This window comes from Streptomyces sp. NPDC059788, assembly GCF_042732265.1.
Lineage (GTDB): Bacteria > Actinomycetota > Actinomycetes > Streptomycetales > Streptomycetaceae > Streptomyces.
The window spans coordinates 107,697-124,063 of the sequence record NZ_JBHWHY010000031.1; the positions used below are offsets into that span (position 1 = coordinate 107,697).

A 16,367-nucleotide genomic window follows, 5' to 3' on the forward strand; every position below is an offset into this window, starting at 1 on the left:
CCCGCACCGCCCCCGTCCTCACTCCCCCGGCGCCCCGAGAGCGCGTACGAGGAGGGGAAGGGCGCGGCGGGCCAGCGGGGTGGGGTCGGCGTCGGTGGTCGTGTGGGTGACGCGCATGGCGGTGAGGCCCTCGTAGAGGGCCACGACCAGGCGGGCGAGGGCGGTGGGAGAGACATCGGGCGGGTGCCCGCCGGACTCGATGCAGCGCCCCAGGATCTCGGCGAGGCCGGTGTTGAGGCGCTCCTCGTGTTCGGCCAGGGCGCGCGCGACGTCCGGGTGGCGCGCCGCGTGCAGCGTGAACTCCATGGAGACCAGGAACCACGAGCGCTCCTGCGCATCGTGCGTGGCCAGGAGGTCGAAGACGCGCCCCACCGGGTCGGCGGCGTCCGTGAAGGACGCGGTCTGGTTCCGCAGTTCGGACAGGAGCCGGTCGGTGTGCGTGTCGTACAGGGCGAGGAACAGTTCTTCCTTGTCCCGGAAGTTGGAGTAGAAGGCGCCACGGGTCAGCCCGGCCCGCTGGACGATGTCACTGATCGACGTGGCGTGGAAGCCGCGCTCGGCGAAGAGGGCGAGCGCGCTGTCGGTGAGCGCGGCGACCGTGGCCGGGCGACGCTTGGTGGGGGACTTGGGCACGTACCGCTCCCTGCAGGTGATGGTTCCTCCCGAAGGGTACGTGCCCGCCCGTTACGGGCCCGTCGTCAGCCCTGCTGCTGGTAGTCGTCGTAGAAGCCGGCGCCGGTCTTGACGCCGAGGCGGTTCGCGTCCACGTACGTGCGCAGCAGCTCACGGGGCCCTTCGGGCAGGCCGGAGCGTTCGGCCGCGTAGTGGTTCTCGATGTCCAGGACGACGTCCAGGCCGATGGCGTCCATCAGGCGGAACGGGCCGGCCGCGGCGCCCGTGTTGACCTGCCACATGCGGTCGATGTCCGCCGGTGTGGAGACGCCTTCGGCGACCACGGCGAGGCTTTCCCGCTTCATGGCGGCCCAGACGCGGTTGAAGATGAAGCCGGTGCTCTCCCGGCGGGCCTCGAACGGGTGAATGCCGTAGTCGGGCAGCACCCTCAGCAGCAGCTCGACGGCGCCGGGGTCGGTGCGGCCGCAGGACATCACGTCGGCGGCGTTCTGCCGGGGCGGCATGTAGAAGTGCAGGTTCAGCAGGCGTTCGGGGGTGCGCACGCTGTCGACGAGGTGGCTCGTCGCGTAGGACGAGGAATTGCTGGCCAGGATGGCGTCCGGCTCGGCGAGCGCGTCGAGGTCCGCGAAGAGACGCTTCTTCAGGTCCAGGCGCTCCGGTACGGCCTCGACGACCAGCCAGGCGTCCGCGAGGGCCGGTGTCAGATCGGTCACGGCCTCGACGGTGCCCGGACGGCCGTTGTCGATCGTCTTCACCACCTCGGGCAGCTCGCGGGCCACATAGGCGCGGGCCGCTTCGCCCGCTTCGGCCGCGGGGTCGTAGATGCGGACCAGGCCGCCCCGGGTGGCGAACATCAGGGCGATGCGGCGGCCGAGCGTGCCGGCGCCGATGACGGCGACCGGGCGGTCCTGGGGGTTGGCGGGAAGGGTGGTGCTCATGGCTGCTGCTCCTGTCTCGTGGCCCCGCAGCGGGAGGGGGTGCGGGGCCGGAACGCGGGTGGATGTACCACCCGACTTCTCGATACAGTGTGTATCCGATACACCCTGTATGCAAGCGAAGGGGCGTCCGTCGCCCTCCCGAGGAGCACCATGCACGCCGACCAGGTGACCGCCGCAGTGACCACCCCCCTGACCGTCCCGCTCTATCCCCCGCGGCCCACCCGCTTCACCGACCGCGAGTACTTCAACGTCGTCTACCGCACCGATCCGGACGCCCTGCGCGCGGTGGTCCCGGAGCCGCTGGAGATCACCGAGCCCCTCGTACGCTTCGAGGTCATGCGCATGAACGAGGTGGACGGCTACGGTCCGTACACGGAGTGCGGCCAGGTCGTTCCCGTACGTCACGGAGCCGAACACGGCGAGTACCTGCACGCCATGTACCTGGACTCCTTCGGAGCCACCGCCGCCGGCCGCGAACTGAGCGCCTATCCGAAGGTGGCGGGCGAGCCCGCGCTGCGCCACGAGCGCGGCGCCCTCGTCGGCACCCTCGACTACGGCAGCGAGCGCGTCGCCACCGCCACCATGGCCTACAAGTGGCAGCCGCTCGCCCCGGAGGAGGCCCGTGACCAGATCACCGTGCCCGCCTTCGCCGTCAAGACGGTCCCCGGCTACGACTTCCGGCCCCGCGTCTGCGATCTGGTCCGGATGCAGATCACCGATGTCACCGTGAAGGAGGCGTGGCGCGGTCCGGCCCGCCTCCAGCTCTTCGAGCACGTCATGGCGCCCCTGGCCGACCTGCCCGTACGCGAGGTCGTCGACGCCTGCCACATCCTGACCGACCTCACCCTCGCCCCCGCCGAGCCGGTGCACGACTACCTCGCCGCCTGAGGACGGGCCGACGCCGCGGTGCCACCCCCTCGGCGCACCGGAAACTGATCGGGACCGCCGAGGATCGGGACCGCCACGGATCGGGACCGCCACGGAGCGAATGCCGACTGCGGGTACGCCCCTTGGCGACCGTTGCCGACCGTCAATCGCCGTCGTGCTTGTCTTTCCTGATATTCGTCCCCTTGGGCAGAAAAGCGGTGCGCATCGACGGGAGGAATCCCCTTCCGCCGCTGCCGGTATGGGCAGATGCGTGGGGACCGCTGTGCGTCTCCTGAGAAGCGACAAGCGCGTACGCGTGGGCGAGGGATTCCAGCGCCTTGCAGGACCGGCCCTTGTGTTTCGCCTTCCTGATGGCGGTGGCCTCGCGGGCGATGGCCCTGAGGAGTTTCTCGCGGGCGACGGCTGCGGATGCCTGGGGAGCGGCGGTCGGTGCGAGGCCCGCTTCGGCCGTCTCGGGCTGCCGCCCGAAGCCGAGGGTCTCCTCGGCCTGTTCCGTGCCCGGCCGGGCCTTGGAGTCGGACTTCTTCTTGGCCATGCTGGTTCCTTTTCTTCTCACCGTGCTGCTCGGCGCGTAGCGAGCCGATTTGTCGCACACTGGATGGCGGGTACGGATTCGACAGGGCACCGCTCGTCCATTCAGCGCGCGTCACCGAGAGGCAAGCGTCGTTCACGAGGGAGGAAATGGCGTGGCGATCCGGTCGGACACGGTCGCGTCGCCGCTCACCGGCCCACGGCTCGGACGCGCTCTCCCTGCCCAGGAATTCGCCGACGTCACCAGCAGGTTTCCCAACAACGGGGGCACGTATGCCTTCTCGCGCATTGCGTCCCCTGCCGAAAAGGCGCACGCGGCGAAAAGGCGCTCTCCACAGTGCGCGGAAGTGAGCCCCTGGCGCCGTACACGCGAGAGCCCCCCACCGGTGTACGGTGCGGGGTTCTCGGTCCCGGCAGTGCCTCGGTGGTTACGAGTCCGAGGACTGCGGGGAGTTGAGCTTGATGGCCGCGGCGGGGCAGAGGCCGACGGCCATGCGGGCGGCGGCCCGGTGTTCGGGGGCCGGGGCGGGCTGCAGGAGCAGCACCAGGCCTTCCTCGTCGTCCTGCTCGAAGACCCCGGGGGCCGTCAGGACGCACATGCCGGCGCCGACACAGCGGTCACGGCTGACGCTGATGCGCAGCGGCTCTCGTGGATCGCTCATGGGCTACTCCTTGTCCCAGGTGACGGGCAGGCTGATCACGCCGTAGATGTTGGCGCGGTCGCGCAGCGGCACCTCCTGCGGCGGCACCGCCAGCCGCAGGGTGGGGAAGCGGGCGAAGAGCGCCGGGAACGCGACGGCCATCTCGATACGGGCGAGCTGCTGGCCCAGGCACTGGTGGGCGCCGTGTCCGAAAGCGACGTGACCGGTGGCCTTGCGGTGGATGTCGAACCGGTTCGGGTCCGGGAACTTGTGCGGGTCGCGGTTGGCGGCCTGCACGGACACGGTCACCGTCTCGCCGGCCTTCACCAACTGGCCTTCGATCTCCACGTCTTCGAGGGCGGCGCGCGGGATGGGGTCGGCCACGCTGAGGTAGCGCAGCAGCTCCTCGACGGTCTGCTCGGCCAGGCTCGGGGCGTCGCGCAGGGCGTCCAGCTGGTCGGGGTTGCTCAGCAGGGCGAAGGTGCCGAGGCCGAGCATGTTCGCGGTGGTGTCGAGTCCGGCGGCCAGGAGCACCCCGCCGACTCCGATCAGCTCCTCCTCCGTGAGGTCGGCGGAGGTCAGATCGCTGAGCAGGTCGTCCGTGGGTTCGGCGCGCTTGGCGGCCACGAGTTCGCCGATGAACTGGTGGACGGCCGTGAACGCCTCGCCCCTGGCCTCCGCGTCCGTGGACTGGTCGAAGACGGTCGCCACATGCCGCTGGAAGCGGTCCCGGTCGGCGTACGGCACGCCGAGCAGTTCGCAGATCATGAGCGCGGGCACGGGCTGTGCGAACGCCTCCACCAGGTCGACGGTGGGCCCGGCCTGTTCCATGGCGTCCAGGCAGTCGGCCGTGAATTTCTCCACGCGTTCGCCGAGCTGACGCATCCTGCGGACCGTGAACTTGCCGGTGAGCAGCCGTCGGAAGCGGGTGTGCTCGGGGGCGTCGAGTCCGAGGAAGTCGCCGACCGGCGCCGGCGGTATCGCTGTCATCTCCTCCAGGCCCGCCATCGGCATCGGCAGGTGCTGGAGTTCGTAGCGCGAGCTGAAGCGCGGGTCGGACAGGACCGTGCGGGCCGCGGCGTGCCCGGTGGCCAGCCAGCCTATGTGTCCGTCGGCGTAGCGCATGCGGCGCAGCGGCTTGTCGGCGAGCGCGGTGAGTTCGGCGGGCGGGTCGAAGGGGCAGCCGGTGCGCCGGTCGGTGGGCAGGGTCGGCAGCTCTTCGGCGGTGGTCACGTCGGCAGAGGCGGTGTCGGCGGCAGTGGTGGTGCCGGGTGCCGTCGGGTCGTACGACATGAGGTCTCCTGATGATCGTCAGGCTGGGTAGGGATGACGCGGTGCGGTGAAGTGGTTCGAGGGGAGCGGTGGTTACCGCTTGGCGCCGTTCTTGAAGGTGTGGCGCGCCCACAGGTAGCCGACCAGGCTCAGGCCCACGCACCAGGCGAGGCCGATGGCGGCGCTGGAGCCGATGCCGGTGCCCAGCCACAGGCCGCGCAGCGTGTCGATGATCGGCGTGAACGGCTGGTACTCGGCGAACCAGCGCAGGCCGGTCGGCATCGAGTCGGTCGGCACGATGGCGCTGCCGAGGAACGGCAGGAACGTCAGCGGCATCGGGATGTTGCTGGCGGTCTCGGGGTTCTTGGCGACCAGGCCGATGCCGGCGGCGAGCCAGGTCAGCGCCAGGGTGAGCAGGGCGAGCAGGCCGATCGCGGCGAGCCATTCGACGGGCGTGGCGTCGGGCCGGAAGCCCACGAGGAGCGCGACGGCGACGACGAGGGCGATGCTGATCATCGTCTGGATCACGCTGCCGACGACATGGCCGGTCAGGAACGAGGCGCGGGAGATCGGCATCGTACGGAAGCGGTTGACGATGCCTTCGCTCTTGTCCATGCAGACGCTGATCGCGGTGGTCAGGGCGCCGGACGTGGCGGCCATCAGGATGATGCCGGGCGCGAGGTAGTCGATGTACTCGCCGCCGCCGGCGGCCGATGCCCCGATACCGCTGCCCAGGGCGCTGCCGAAGGCGTAGTTGAACAGCAGCAGCATCATGACGGGCATGATGACGACGGTGAGCGTCAGGGACGGGTAGCGCAGCGCCTTCTTGAGGTTGCGCCGCAGCATCGTCCTGGAGTCTCTGAGTGCGTAGGACACGGTGGCCATCAGGCGTTCTCCTTGTGCGGCGCGGCGTTGTCGGCGGGGCGGGGCTGACCGGTGAGGGTCAGGAAGACGTCGTCGAGGTCGGGGGTGTGCACGGTGAGCGACTCGGCCTGGACGGCGGTGGACTCCAGGGTGTCGAGGACGGCCCGCAGGCTCGGGAGGGAGCCGTCACCGGGGATCTGCAGGGTGAGCGACTCTTCGTCGCGCGTGGCGATGCCGAAGAGTCCCGCGGCGGCCTCCAGTCCCCGGGCGTCGGCGAACCGCACCCGGATGTGACCGCCGGGGATGCGCTGCTTCAGCTCGTCGGCGGTGCCCTCGGCGATCAGCCTGCCGTGGTCCAGCACGGCGATACGGTCGGCGAGCTGGTCGGCCTCTTCGAGGTACTGGGTGGTCAGGAAGATGGTCACGCCGTCGTCGGCGACGAGGCCGCGGATGATCTCCCACATGGTGCGGCGGCTGCGCGGGTCGAGTCCGGTGGTGGGCTCGTCGAGGAAGATGATCCGCGGATCGCCGACCAGGGTCATCGCCAGGTCCAGCTTGCGCCGCATCCCGCCGGAGAAGGTGACGGCGGTCTTGCCCGCCACCGCCGACAGGTCGAAGCGGCGCAGCAGGTCCGTGGCCCGCCGCTTGCCCTCGCGCCGGTCGAGGTGGTGCAGGTCCGCCATGAGGAGCAGGTTCTCCTCGGCGGTCAGCAGATTGTCGACGGCCGAGAACTGGCCGGTGACGCCGATCGCGGAACGCACCGCGTCGGCGGCCCGCGTCAGATGACGGCCCGCGACCCAGGCCTCGCCCGCGTCGGCGTCGATGAGCGTGGAAAGGATCTCCACCGTGGTGGTCTTGCCGGCGCCGTTGGGCCCGAGCAGCGCGAAGACGGTGCCTTCGGCGATGGTCAGGTCGATGCCGTCGAGCACGAGCTTGTCGCCGTAGGACTTGCGCAGCCCGGTGGCGGTGATCGCCGGCGCGGCCGTGGTCGCGGTCGCGGCGGACGGCGCGGACGTCTGGGTGACAGTCATGCCGCTTTCCTCTCGGGGTGGGTGGTCGGTGCCGCGCCGGTCAGGCGCGGCGGATGATGACGTCGCCGGTCGCGGTCCGGGCGTGCACCTCGACGGTCTCGTCGGAGTCCGCGGGACCGTCGGCGGCGCCGAGCGAGTTGCGTACGGTGCCGTACTTGGTGTGCGTGTCGAGCCAGGCGGCGGTGCCCTCGTGGATGCCCACTTCGAGGTCGCCGACGGAGGTGCGCAGGTCGATACGGCCGCGGGTGACGTCGCCGACGCGGATGCCGCCGCTGGAGCAGGACGCGTCGACTCCGGCGCGGGCGACGGCGATGTCGATGCGGCCGTTCGCGGACCTGGCGCCGACGCTGCCGTGCGCAAGTTCGACGAAGATGTCGCCGTTGGCCGCGTTGGTCTTCAGCTCCCCGGCGACCTCGCCGATCTCGGTGGCGCCGTTGCCGTTCTTGACGGTCGCCGCGCCGGCGACGGTGCCGATCTCGATCCGGCCCGCGCCGGTGACCTCGATGTCCTGGGTCGAGACGACGAGGCGGATGTCGCCGAGGTCGGTCTTCAGCTCGGCGCGGGCCGCCTCGTCGACCTGGAGGTCGCCGAGCGAGGTCCTCAGGGAGACGTCCCCGAGGCTGCCCTCGCAGAAGAAGCCGCCCAGGCCCGTGGTCCCCCGGACACCGGATCCGGCGGGCAGCTCGACACTCACCTCGATGGCGCCCGGCTTGCCGAACAGGGACCGCTTCTTGGGGGTCTTGACCGCGAGGCGGCCGCCCGAGTAGGTGACCTGGGTCTGCTGTACGGCGCGTACGTCGTTGTCGTCCGAGCTGTTGCGCGGCAGCACCTCGACAACCGTCTCGGTGCGCTTGCCCGCGACGATGCGGGCGGTGCCGGCATCCAGCTCGATGGTGGCGACGATCGGTTCGGGCGTGTCAAAAACAGGCATGGCTGTGCCGTCCTCTTGGCTGGGGCCGGTGTTCTCGCCGGTGCGGCGGGTGAAGGGGGCGCCGGCGGATCGGCGATCCGTCGGTGAAGGCGGGGCGGGGTGGGGTTATCGGACCCAGCCGGTGAAGCTACGGCTGCCCGTGCTCCTGGCGCGCTCCGGCGGGGACGCACGCTGCCCGCCGTCGACGGCGGTGGACACGGCCCGCACCAGCCAGGCGTTGACCGACAGGCCCTCCGCCGCCGCCGCGCTCTCGGCACGGGCCTTGAGGTGGGCGGGGAGACGGAGGTTGATCCGCGCCATGGCGCCGTCGTCGACGTCCGCGGGCGGCGCGGGCGCGACGGGCTCCGCGACCGGCTCCTGGACCTCCCGCAACGGCTCGGGCACCGGCGGCGCCGTCACCACGAACTCCGGGTCGAGCCCGCGCAGCCGTACGTCGACCGAGCCCGGCGCCAGCTCCCGCGTGACCTCACCCATCGCGGCGGACAAGGCGTTGAGGAGGGTCAGACGGGCGGCGGACTCCAGGGGGGCGGTGAGCCGCTCGGCGAGGGCGCGGGCGTCGTCGCCGCCGGCGTCCGCGGCGACGGCCAGCTCTTGCCGGAGGGTGTCGACGTAGGGCGTGAGGTCCATGACGCCATCATGGCACATCGATGGCACCATGGCGAGCCAGAGTGGCCCCTCTGCGGCGCATAGGCTTTTGACCTGCGGGTTTACAGGAGAAGTGACGTGTCGTGGCGCCGCATCGGAGAGGATTCGGCGCGTAGTGGCACTGCGGTGACACCAAGACGACGCCACCGCGGCACCATCCCGGCGCCACCCTGGCGCCATCAAGCCACCGGGCTGGCATCACCCGCTTGAAGCGTCGGTATCGACATCGGCGTCCGCCATCGGGGGCAGCGGGCGTCGAGGATGGATCGGCTACGCCCCTCTCCACCGGCGCCCCCTCGGCCGTTACCTGCGGCTTCCGGGCGGGTCCGACACCGGGCCGCTCGGCCCCGCCACGGGGTCGCTGGTGGCGTCGAGGTATTTTTTGTGCGGTCCTGAGCAGTGATCCACGCGCGCGAGGCCCGGCTGCGGCCCCTCGGCAGCCCTCCGCGTCGCGGGGCCGGGAGCCGGGCCGCCGGCGTTCGTCCGTGCGGCCGGTCCGGCTGGTGGCGAGGGGTTGCTGCGCCGATTGGTTCCGTGATGAGCGTCACGATGATTTCTCGGTTCGCGTGTCGACCGCACGCCGCTCGGGGGGCGTATGGCAGGTGAAGCGAGAGATCCGGGAGTGGCTGTTGACCGTCGAGGAGTTCGAAGAGTTCTACGCCCAGACGGTCGCGCGGCTCACGGGACAGCTGTATGTGATGCTCGGCGACCTGCATGAGGCGCAGGACGTGGTGCAGGAGGCGTTCGTCAGGGGCTGGAACCGGCGCCGGCAGCTCGACCGGAGCGGGCAGCCGGAGGCGTGGATCCGTACGGTCGCCTGGCGGCTGGGCGTCAGCCGGTGGCGGCACCTGCGCCGCAGCGCCGACGCGTGGCAGCGCAGGGGCGCCCCGCCCCATGTCGAAGGCCCGGAACCGGCGCAGGTCGTACTGGTCGAGGCGCTGCGTGACCTGCCTGCCCAACAGCGCCGCACCCTCACCCTGCACTACCTCTGCGACCTGTCCGTCGAACAGATCACGGGCGAGACGGGGCTGTCGTCCAGCACCGTCAAGACGCACCTGAGCCGTGGCCGCAAGGCACTCGCTGACCGACTGCACGACCCGCGCATCGAGGAGGCGCCCGGTGTCTGAGACCCAGGACCCGCTGCGGTCCCTGTTCCAGCAAGCTGCCGACGTCGGACGAGACGGCGCCCTCGCCGCACCGGTCGCCGAGATCGCCGCGCGCGGGCGGCGGGTGCGCCGGCGCCGCGTCGCCGCGCTGGTGACGGTGGCGTGCCTGGTCGCCGGTGGTGGCGGTGCCACCGTTGCCACGCTGCTCTCGCGCACACCGGCCCCGGTGGGCCCGGCCGGCACGCCCTCGTCCGGGCGGCCGTCTCCGGACCGGCAGCCGTCCCCCGTGTCCACCGCGCCCGGCTCCTCCGCCCCTCCCGCTCCTGAGTCCACGGTCAGTTCACCACCTCCGGGCTCCACTGCCAGCTCCCCTCCCCCGGGCGCCACGCGAGAAACGGCCACCGAACCGCCCTGAGCCGGCTCGTCTTCGTCAACCCGGCGGACCACCACCGGGCGATCCCCCCTGCCTGCTCACACTTCCGAGGAACCCGTCATGCCCCCTTCATCCGTCGACGCGCCCGAGAACTCCCACTCCCCGGCGACGCCCCGGCCCCTTCCGCGCCCTCCGGAACCCGCCGTACGGAGCGGCCGGGCGCGCTGGGGAATGCGCGGCCGGGTGCCCTGGCGCCTCGGCTCCGCGGACCGGGACATCCTGTGGCTGTATCTGTCGACACGAATAGGGATATGGCTGACGGCCTACTGTGCCCGGTGGCTGTTCCCCTCCGATCCCGCCGCCCAGGACCCCGGTCCGCTCCTCGCGCCGTTCCAGCACTGGGACTGGGACCACTTCCAGCACATCGCCCAGCAGGGCTACTTCCCCGACCAGGCCGGGCCGTGGCAGCCCGGCTGGGACAACCGGGAGGCCTTCTTCCCCGGCTTTCCCCTCGTGCTGCGCGCGGTGCACTTCGTCGTGCCGAACTGGGGCCTGGCCGGCCTGTCGATCTCCCTCGTCTCCGGCGCCGTCGCCGTACTGGCCCTGGACCGCATCGCCCGGCACCACCTGCCCGACGCCGCGGCGGGACAGCGCACCGTCCTGTTCTTCCTGATCTCCCCGTGTGCCGTCTTCCTGGCCGTCGGCTACACCGAGGCCCTCTTCCTGGCCCTGGCCCTGCCCGCCTGGCTCGCTGCCCGACGCCACAACTGGCCCCTGGCCATGGCGCTGACCGCCGCGGCCACCGCCGTACGCGTCAGCGGCCTCTTCCTCGCCGCGGCCCTGGCCACCCACTTCCTCCTCACCCTCCGCCACACCCGCAACCTGCGCCCGTTGCCCTGGCTGGCCCTGCCCGCGCTGCCGCTGGCCCTCTTCAGCTGGTACCTCCAGGCCCACACCGGCGACTGGATGGCCTGGAAGCACGCCCAGGAACGCGGCTGGTTCCGCGTGTTCCACACGCCCTGGGAAGCCTGGGCCAATACGTGGAACAGCGCCTTCGACCACGCCCAGAGCACCGGCTACGCCTTCATGTTCCAGGCCGAACTGGTCGCCATGGTCGTCGGCGTGGTGCTGCTGGCCGTCCTGGCGCGCCGGCGCCAGTGGCCCGAGACCGTCTACGTCGCCCTCAGCCTGTGCGCTCTGGGAACCTCGTACTGGTACGTCTCCATCCCCCGCGCCGCCCTCCTGTGGTGGCCGCTGTGGATCATCCTGGCCGCCTGGAGCCTGCGCAGCCCCAGGTTCAAGACCGCGTACGTCTGCCTGGTCGCACCCCTGAGCACCGTGTTCGCCCTGACCTTCCTCACGGGGCGCTGGACCGGGTGACCGGGTGACCGGGTGACAAGGCATGGCACGAGGTGTCCGCGGTCGCTTCAAGCGGCCGCGGACACCTCGTTCCGCGCCCGGGCCCGGTCAAGGGCCCACGCCCCCAGGGCCACCAGCACGGCCGCTCCGGCCGCGTAGACCGGCAACCACAGGGTTGTGGTGGCGGACAGGCAGTCGGCTACGGCGGCATGGCTGTTGACGTCCTGCGCCTGAGCCAGCGCGGCCCGGTCGCGACCGGCCAGGTCCGAGAGCGCCGCCTCCGTTCGGATGCTCTCGTAGGTGCCCAGCGCGGGGCACCTGCCCCGGGTGCCCGGCATCGGAAACAGCCACGCCCAGCGTTGCAGCATGGGGGCGAGCGCAATCGCCGCACACAGGCCGACGACCATCGCGTACGCCGCCAGATTCCGTACGTACGTGGATCGGAGGCCGCCCGTCCACACCGGCAGTCGGTAGAAGCCGAAGATCACCGCGAGCAGCGTCACCCCGATGTACGTCGCGAACCACTGCCACGAGCCTTGCGCGAGCGCGGCCGTCAGTACGGCGGCCAGTCCGATGCCGATGACCCCCGGCTGACCGGAAGCGTCACGGCCCACACCGGTGGCTGCCGAACTCCGCGGCCCCTGACGGGCATCCTGACCAGCCTCGCGACGGGCTCCCCGGCGGGCTCCTTGTTGGCTGGATTCGTCCACGCTCTCTCCTGCCTGGTCCGAACACCAGCATCCGGACACACCGCGCCGTCGGACCGTCGCCATGCCGGTCCGCCCCGAGAGCCTGGCCCGGATGGCGGGTCCGCCGCCTGCCGGCCTTCCGCACCGGCTGGTACGGAAAAGGTACGATCGAGGGCATGGAGACGCAGCGGAAGGCGCCGATCGGCCGGCCGAGAGGCTTCGACGTCGACGAGGCGCTCGAACAGGCCATGCGGGTCTTCTGGGAACAGGGTTACGAAGGCGCCAGCCTCACCGACCTCACCAGCGCCATGGGCATCACCCGTACCAGCATGTACGCGGCGTTCGGCAACAAGGAGGACCTGTTCCGCAAGGCTCTGGAGCGGTACACCGAAGGCCCCGCCTCGTACGGAGCCCGGGCCCTGCAGGAACCGACCGCCCGCCGGGTGGCCACCGCACTCCTGAACGGCTCCGTCTGGGCCACCACCCGCCCCGGCTGCCCCGCCGGCTGCTTCGGCGTCCAGGCCTCCCTCGCCGCCGGAGACCCGGGACGCAATGCGCGCGAAGCCCTCATCACCTGGCGCAACGAGGCCATTTCCCTCCTCCGCGACCGGTTCCGGCAAGCGGTCGACGAAGGCGACCTGGCCCCCGGCACCGATCCCGGACTGCTCGCGCGCTACATCATGACCGTCGCCAACGGCATCGCCGTCCAGGCCGCCAGCGGCGCCACCGCCGAGGACCTCCAGCTGGTGGCCGACATGGCCCTGCGGGGCTGGCCGCCTGCCTGAGCCGGGAGAAGCAGAGCATGTCCGCACCCGCCCACGAGGCCGCCGGTCCGCCGTCGGGCCACCGGGCCGTCGAAAACCTGATCGCACGTTACGCCGAGCTCGTGGACGACGGCGATTTCGCGGGGCTGGGCAGCCTGCTCGCCGATGCCACGTTCATCGCGAGCGGCCCGCCGGTGCGCGGGCGCGAAGCGATCGAGAGGATGTTCCGGGACACCCTGATCGTCTACTCCGACGGCACACCCCGGACGCAGCACGTCACGACGAACCTCGCGGTCGAGGTCGACGAACAGGCGGGCACGGCGGTTTCGCGTTCGTACGTAACCGTCTTGCAGGCGCTGCCCGATCTGCCGCTCCAGCCCATCGCCTGCGGCCGCTACCACGACCGCTTCGAGCGGCGCGACGGGCACTGGCGTTTCGTGGAGCGGCGCGTCCGTATCCGTCTCAGCGGCGACACGAGCCGCCATCTGCGCCGGGCCGCAGGGCCGGACGGCGGCGAAGAGCAGCGGCCGAGGCATGGTCGTCAGGGGACAAACCCGATCTCCGGATAGCGCACCGACGGCCGGTCGAGCAGGTCGGTCCGCCGCCGGCGCAGGTATCGGTCGAAATAGGCGTTGACGTAAACGCGTACCACCTCGGCCGCGCGGTGCCCGTCGATCGTGCCGGCCGCCTTGTCGACCTCGTCCGGCGGGAGGCCGAGGAGGGGCGCCGCCTGGCGGAGCAGCAGGGGGAAGTCGATGAAGGAGTCGTGGGCCGCCCCGGCGAGTGTGAGCCACAGCTTCGGGCCGCGCTGCCTGGCCCAGAACGCGTCCCAGCCGGCGTCCCTTCCGCGGTCCGGCTCGTTCCTGCCGAACAGCAGGAGCGGACGCTCGGAACCGCCGACGGCAGCGGCGGTCCACAGGGTTCCGTCAAGGTTGGCCCCGGCGGTGAGGCGGGAGTCGTCGTGCAGGGCCGCCGCGGTGGTGGCGCCCCCGTCCGAGTGCCCGAACATCCCCAGGCGCGCGAGGTCGAACGCGCCCCGCAGACCACGTGGCGGCGGCCGCTGTTCGGCGTCACGGTCGTGTCCGCAGTTGATCGCGGCGAGTCGGTCGAGGACGAATCGGGTGTCGGCCACCCGGGCGTCGACCGCCTTGGTGGTCAGTTCGACCTCGTTGTCGTCGGTGAGTTCGGGGATGGCGGCAGTCTCCAGGTGCCCGTCGGGGAACTCGATGGCGAACGCGTCGTGGGTGTGGTCGATGGAGACGACGACGTAGCCGTGACTGGCGAGGTCCTCGACAAGGGCGGTGGCCTCGGTTCGCCATCCCCGCAGGCCGTGGGAGTAGAGCAGCACGGGCCTTCCGCCCCGGTGCCGCCGCACCGGAGCACCGGGGTGCGCGTGGGTCGTCGGCCACGGGAGGGCGGGGAGACGGTTCGCCTGTTCGTACGCGCGCGCGATGGCGGGCGTCATCCACGGTGCGTTCGGAATGCCGTGGACGGTGGCGGCCGGGTACCAGACCTGGATCATGAGCTGTCGGACCGGTTGACCGGGCACCCAGGGGTCGGGGCGAGACCGGTCGACGAGGTGCAGCGACACCGTGCCGATGCACTGCCGGCCGGTCGGGGCGGGCAGCGTGAACCGGGTCGCCGATGAGAGAGCGGGCGAGGGAGCGGGTGGTGCGGCCGCAGGCCCGGGTACGGCCGCAGCCCTCCTCAGCGCCGGGACCAGCGCGGCACCGGCCAGCAGTACCGCCCTCCGCGGCGGCCGAAAGAGTCGTCGGTACGGTAACCGGGGCTCGGCACTGCCTGTCATGGGGATGTCCCTCGGGAGGGGTGCGGCTGCGGACGGGCACCGACCACTCGCAGGCGGCACCCGCGTTCATCCAACCGTCGGCCCCCGGCGGGGTCACTGGGGCAGACCCGCTTCTTGCCGGTAGGGGTAGCCCCAGCCGGTAGTCCTCGTGTGACCGGTCGCGATGGACGACGTCGGCAGAGCCCCGCCGAGCAGGCTGACGGAGCCCGGCCTGTTCCCGCTCACCCCCGTGGACACGCACGCCGACCGGGCCCGGCTACTGCCGGGGGCACCAGGCTCATGACGATCGGCATGATCTTCCTGCCGCGCTCACCGGTCCAGTTCCCCGCCGGCTCCGCCAGGAGTTGGCTGGTGGAGGTGAGGGCGGCGCCGGCGTTCTCCATGCGGCGCCTCCGGTGAAGGGGTCTCCGCTCAGAAATCCGTCACCACCTGAGGCTGTGTGCGCTTGTCCACCCCCGCGGGCGGCCCTGTCCAGCTCCGCCCTGCGCCCGCCTCCTCAGCGCCCGCCGCACCGGCAGGAGGTCCGTCCCGACCGGGCTTCAGGCGCCTCGCCCTGCCGGTGCGGCACAGGAGTGGGTCTGGCCCCACCCTCCCGTACGTCCAGACCCGTACCTCACCGCCGACGCGCTCCATAGCGTCGAGATCACGACACGACGGAGGAAATCATGGCGAACACCAGCGACATCACGGCCGGGGCGGCACACCTCGACCACCCCGACAGCAAGCGGGCCTTCGAGACCGTGAGGAAGTGCGTCACGCTCTACGGCGTTCTCTGCGCCCTCGTCCTCCTGGCGGTGGCCGCGGTGGCGATCAGCGGTCACACGGTGTCCACGTTCATGTGGGTGCGGGCCGCCGTTCTGCTCGCGATCGCTCCCGTACTTCACCGGCTGACCGTCCGGGCCGCACAGGGAGCGCGACGGCCCTTCGAGCGCGTGCGCGCCCTCACCGCGATCATGCCGGTCGCGATCGTCGGCGTCGACGCGATCCCCGGCGTCTGCCCGCTGTGGTACGGCGTGCTGCAGGGCCTGTGTTCCGTACCCCTGATCGCGGCGGCCTTCCGCACCCGCGGCCCCGCACTGCGTACGGCTTCTCCCCGGAGCAGGTGAGGCTTTGCCGCTCCGGCCCGTGACCGGGTTCCAGGGCCGGGCCGCGCGCGGAGGGCGGAGGCCGGACGGCATGATCATGTACTGGTTTCAGCCGTCGTCGAAGGAGCCGACATTCTTCGCGGAAGCGGCGGGCAGGGATCGAGTCGACCAAGTGCCCCTTGAAACAAGGCAAGGAACATCCATGATGCGTACCAACCGGACGATCGCCGTCACCCTCGCCACCCTCACGTTGGCGGGCGCCGCCGGTGCGGGAGTCGCGCAGGCTTCACCGTCGGCGGCCGGCGGCGCCGCCCCTTCCGCCTGCCGTCCGGCCAACCACACCGCGAAGATCACCCCGGCGCCCAGCAGCTCCGGGCACCGCCACTACCGCGTGACCCTGACCGCGCCGGACGGGTACGCGTCCTGCAAGTTGGCCGGTTCGCCCACCGACGTCCGGTTCTCGCAGCACGGCTCGCAGCTCGGGATCTCGGCCGGCCGCTACGGTGACCAGGGGACCGTGGTGACCTTCGGACCGGGCCACCCGGCGCACTTCGACATCCAGGTTCCCAACCTCGGCCGCACCACCCCCGCCGACGAGGCGTCGTTCACGCTCCAGGCACCGGACGGGGAGATCCCCGGCGCGTCCTTCGCCGAGGGCAGCTTCACGGTGGCCGCCGGCACCCTCATCGGCCCGATCGGCAGCGGCGCCTGACCTTCACGCGGGCGCCCCGGCCCGCTGCGCTCGGGGGCGGGTGACCGCCCCGACGTCCGCCCCCCGCCCGACCGCCCGTGGCGGGCCACCCGGCGACC

At 71.6% G+C, this 16,367-nt stretch carries 19 protein-coding genes; 8 read left to right on the plus strand and 11 right to left on the minus strand.

Annotation, left to right across the window (positions count from 1 at the left end; all coding sequences use genetic code 11):
* Positions 1–18: 18 nt before the first annotated feature.
* Positions 19–633, minus strand: a complete 615-nt coding sequence (locus ACFV57_RS26230; RefSeq protein WP_385237117.1) for a TetR/AcrR family transcriptional regulator — start codon at positions 631–633, stop codon at positions 19–21.
* A 65-nt stretch (positions 634–698) separates the two neighbouring features.
* Positions 699–1,571, minus strand: coding sequence for a 3-hydroxyacyl-CoA dehydrogenase family protein (locus tag ACFV57_RS26235; protein ID WP_385237120.1), 873 nt, complete (start codon positions 1,569–1,571; stop codon positions 699–701).
* Between the two features lie 150 nt (positions 1,572–1,721).
* Here ACFV57_RS26235 and ACFV57_RS26240 point away from each other — a divergent pair, with 150 nt between their 5' ends.
* Positions 1,722–2,459: an acetoacetate decarboxylase gene (locus tag ACFV57_RS26240; RefSeq protein ID WP_385237123.1), complete on the plus strand. Its 738-nt coding sequence runs from the start codon at positions 1,722–1,724 to the stop codon at positions 2,457–2,459.
* A gap of 142 nt (positions 2,460–2,601) precedes the next feature.
* Here the strand turns inward: ACFV57_RS26240 and ACFV57_RS26245 are convergent, their stop codons facing one another.
* The 7 genes from ACFV57_RS26245 to ACFV57_RS26275 form a co-directional block, all read right to left on the minus strand.
* A complete protein-coding gene (locus ACFV57_RS26245) occupies positions 2,602–2,994 on the minus strand; it encodes a hypothetical protein (RefSeq protein WP_385237126.1) in 393 nt (130 codons plus the stop codon).
* A gap of 424 nt (positions 2,995–3,418) precedes the next feature.
* Positions 3,419–3,652, minus strand: a complete 234-nt coding sequence (locus ACFV57_RS26250; RefSeq protein ID WP_385237129.1) for a ferredoxin — start codon at positions 3,650–3,652, stop codon at positions 3,419–3,421.
* A gap of 3 nt (positions 3,653–3,655) precedes the next feature.
* On the minus strand, positions 3,656–4,924 hold the full coding sequence (locus ACFV57_RS26255) for a cytochrome P450 (RefSeq protein WP_385237132.1): 1,269 nt from the start codon (positions 4,922–4,924) through the stop codon (positions 3,656–3,658).
* A gap of 72 nt (positions 4,925–4,996) precedes the next feature.
* Positions 4,997–5,788, minus strand: a complete 792-nt coding sequence (locus ACFV57_RS26260; RefSeq protein WP_385237135.1) for an ABC transporter permease — start codon at positions 5,786–5,788, stop codon at positions 4,997–4,999.
* Positions 5,788–6,798 carry an ATP-binding cassette domain-containing protein gene (locus ACFV57_RS26265; RefSeq protein ID WP_385237138.1) on the minus strand — a complete coding sequence of 337 codons (1,011 nt, stop codon included), beginning with the start codon at positions 6,796–6,798 and terminating at the stop codon, positions 5,788–5,790. Before ACFV57_RS26265 ends, ACFV57_RS26260 begins: the two co-directional genes overlap by 1 nt.
* Positions 6,799–6,838: 40 nt before the next feature.
* Positions 6,839–7,729: a DUF4097 domain-containing protein gene (locus ACFV57_RS26270; protein ID WP_385237141.1), complete on the minus strand. Its 891-nt coding sequence runs from the start codon at positions 7,727–7,729 to the stop codon at positions 6,839–6,841.
* A 105-nt stretch (positions 7,730–7,834) separates the two neighbouring features.
* Positions 7,835–8,356, minus strand: coding sequence for a toxin-antitoxin system HicB family antitoxin (locus tag ACFV57_RS26275; RefSeq protein WP_385237144.1), 522 nt, complete (start codon positions 8,354–8,356; stop codon positions 7,835–7,837).
* Positions 8,357–9,003: 647 nt separating this feature from the next.
* Here ACFV57_RS26275 and ACFV57_RS26280 point away from each other — a divergent pair.
* From ACFV57_RS26280 to ACFV57_RS26290, 3 genes are all read left to right on the plus strand, one after another.
* Entirely contained in the window at positions 9,004–9,501 is a 498-nt protein-coding gene (locus tag ACFV57_RS26280; protein WP_385237177.1) for a SigE family RNA polymerase sigma factor, read from the plus strand.
* Positions 9,494–9,895: a hypothetical protein gene (locus tag ACFV57_RS26285; RefSeq protein ID WP_385237147.1), complete on the plus strand. Its 402-nt coding sequence runs from the start codon at positions 9,494–9,496 to the stop codon at positions 9,893–9,895. The genes ACFV57_RS26280 and ACFV57_RS26285 overlap by 8 nt, the downstream gene beginning before the upstream one ends.
* Positions 9,896–9,973: 78 nt before the next feature.
* Positions 9,974–11,233, plus strand: coding sequence for a mannosyltransferase family protein (locus ACFV57_RS26290; RefSeq protein WP_385237150.1), 1,260 nt, complete (start codon positions 9,974–9,976; stop codon positions 11,231–11,233).
* A gap of 47 nt (positions 11,234–11,280) precedes the next feature.
* Here ACFV57_RS26290 and ACFV57_RS26295 read toward each other — a convergent pair whose 3' ends face one another.
* Entirely contained in the window at positions 11,281–11,826 is a 546-nt protein-coding gene (locus ACFV57_RS26295; protein WP_385237153.1) for a hypothetical protein, read from the minus strand.
* Between the two features lie 251 nt (positions 11,827–12,077).
* On the opposite strand from ACFV57_RS26295, the gene ACFV57_RS26300 reads away from it, so the two are divergent.
* Positions 12,078–12,686: a TetR/AcrR family transcriptional regulator gene (locus ACFV57_RS26300; protein WP_385237156.1), complete on the plus strand. Its 609-nt coding sequence runs from the start codon at positions 12,078–12,080 to the stop codon at positions 12,684–12,686.
* A gap of 17 nt (positions 12,687–12,703) precedes the next feature.
* Positions 12,704–13,234 carry a nuclear transport factor 2 family protein gene (locus ACFV57_RS26305; protein WP_385237159.1) on the plus strand — a complete coding sequence of 177 codons (531 nt, stop codon included), beginning with the start codon at positions 12,704–12,706 and terminating at the stop codon, positions 13,232–13,234.
* Here the strand turns inward: ACFV57_RS26305 and ACFV57_RS26310 are convergent.
* Positions 13,207–14,187 carry an alpha/beta hydrolase family protein gene (locus ACFV57_RS26310; protein ID WP_385237162.1) on the minus strand — a complete coding sequence of 327 codons (981 nt, stop codon included), beginning with the start codon at positions 14,185–14,187 and terminating at the stop codon, positions 13,207–13,209. The two genes, ACFV57_RS26305 and ACFV57_RS26310, sit on opposite strands and share 28 nt — an antisense overlap.
* A gap of 950 nt (positions 14,188–15,137) precedes the next feature.
* Between ACFV57_RS26310 and ACFV57_RS26315 the strand changes: the two genes are divergently transcribed.
* Both ACFV57_RS26315 and ACFV57_RS26320 read left to right on the plus strand, forming a co-directional pair.
* Positions 15,138–15,578 carry a hypothetical protein gene (locus ACFV57_RS26315; RefSeq protein WP_385237165.1) on the plus strand — a complete coding sequence of 147 codons (441 nt, stop codon included), beginning with the start codon at positions 15,138–15,140 and terminating at the stop codon, positions 15,576–15,578.
* A gap of 181 nt (positions 15,579–15,759) precedes the next feature.
* On the plus strand, positions 15,760–16,269 hold the full coding sequence (locus ACFV57_RS26320) for a DUF4232 domain-containing protein (RefSeq protein ID WP_385237168.1): 510 nt from the start codon (positions 15,760–15,762) through the stop codon (positions 16,267–16,269).
* Positions 16,270–16,367 lie beyond the last annotated feature (98 nt).

Bases quoted from the DNA above. Each gene is read 5' to 3' on its own strand.
- ACFV57_RS26235 (WP_385237120.1), bottom strand. From the start codon at position 1,571: ATGAGCACCACCCTTCCCGCCAACCCCCAGGACCGCCCGGTCGCCGTC.
- ACFV57_RS26240 (WP_385237123.1), top strand. From the start codon at position 1,722: ATGCACGCCGACCAGGTGACCGCCGCAGTGACCACCCCCCTGACCGTC.
- ACFV57_RS26245 (WP_385237126.1), bottom strand. From the start codon at position 2,994: ATGGCCAAGAAGAAGTCCGACTCCAAGGCCCGGCCGGGCACGGAACAG.
- ACFV57_RS26250 (WP_385237129.1), bottom strand. From the start codon at position 3,652: ATGAGCGATCCACGAGAGCCGCTGCGCATCAGCGTCAGCCGTGACCGC.
- ACFV57_RS26255 (WP_385237132.1), bottom strand. From the start codon at position 4,924: ATGTCGTACGACCCGACGGCACCCGGCACCACCACTGCCGCCGACACC.
- ACFV57_RS26260 (WP_385237135.1), bottom strand. From the start codon at position 5,788: ATGGCCACCGTGTCCTACGCACTCAGAGACTCCAGGACGATGCTGCGG.
- ACFV57_RS26265 (WP_385237138.1), bottom strand. From the start codon at position 6,798: ATGACTGTCACCCAGACGTCCGCGCCGTCCGCCGCGACCGCGACCACG.
- ACFV57_RS26270 (WP_385237141.1), bottom strand. From the start codon at position 7,729: ATGCCTGTTTTTGACACGCCCGAACCGATCGTCGCCACCATCGAGCTG.
- ACFV57_RS26275 (WP_385237144.1), bottom strand. From the start codon at position 8,356: ATGGACCTCACGCCCTACGTCGACACCCTCCGGCAAGAGCTGGCCGTC.
- ACFV57_RS26290 (WP_385237150.1), top strand. From the start codon at position 9,974: ATGCCCCCTTCATCCGTCGACGCGCCCGAGAACTCCCACTCCCCGGCG.
- ACFV57_RS26300 (WP_385237156.1), top strand. From the start codon at position 12,078: ATGGAGACGCAGCGGAAGGCGCCGATCGGCCGGCCGAGAGGCTTCGAC.
- ACFV57_RS26305 (WP_385237159.1), top strand. From the start codon at position 12,704: ATGTCCGCACCCGCCCACGAGGCCGCCGGTCCGCCGTCGGGCCACCGG.
- ACFV57_RS26310 (WP_385237162.1), bottom strand. From the start codon at position 14,187: ATGATCCAGGTCTGGTACCCGGCCGCCACCGTCCACGGCATTCCGAAC.
- ACFV57_RS26315 (WP_385237165.1), top strand. From the start codon at position 15,138: ATGGCGAACACCAGCGACATCACGGCCGGGGCGGCACACCTCGACCAC.
- ACFV57_RS26320 (WP_385237168.1), top strand. From the start codon at position 15,760: ATGATGCGTACCAACCGGACGATCGCCGTCACCCTCGCCACCCTCACG.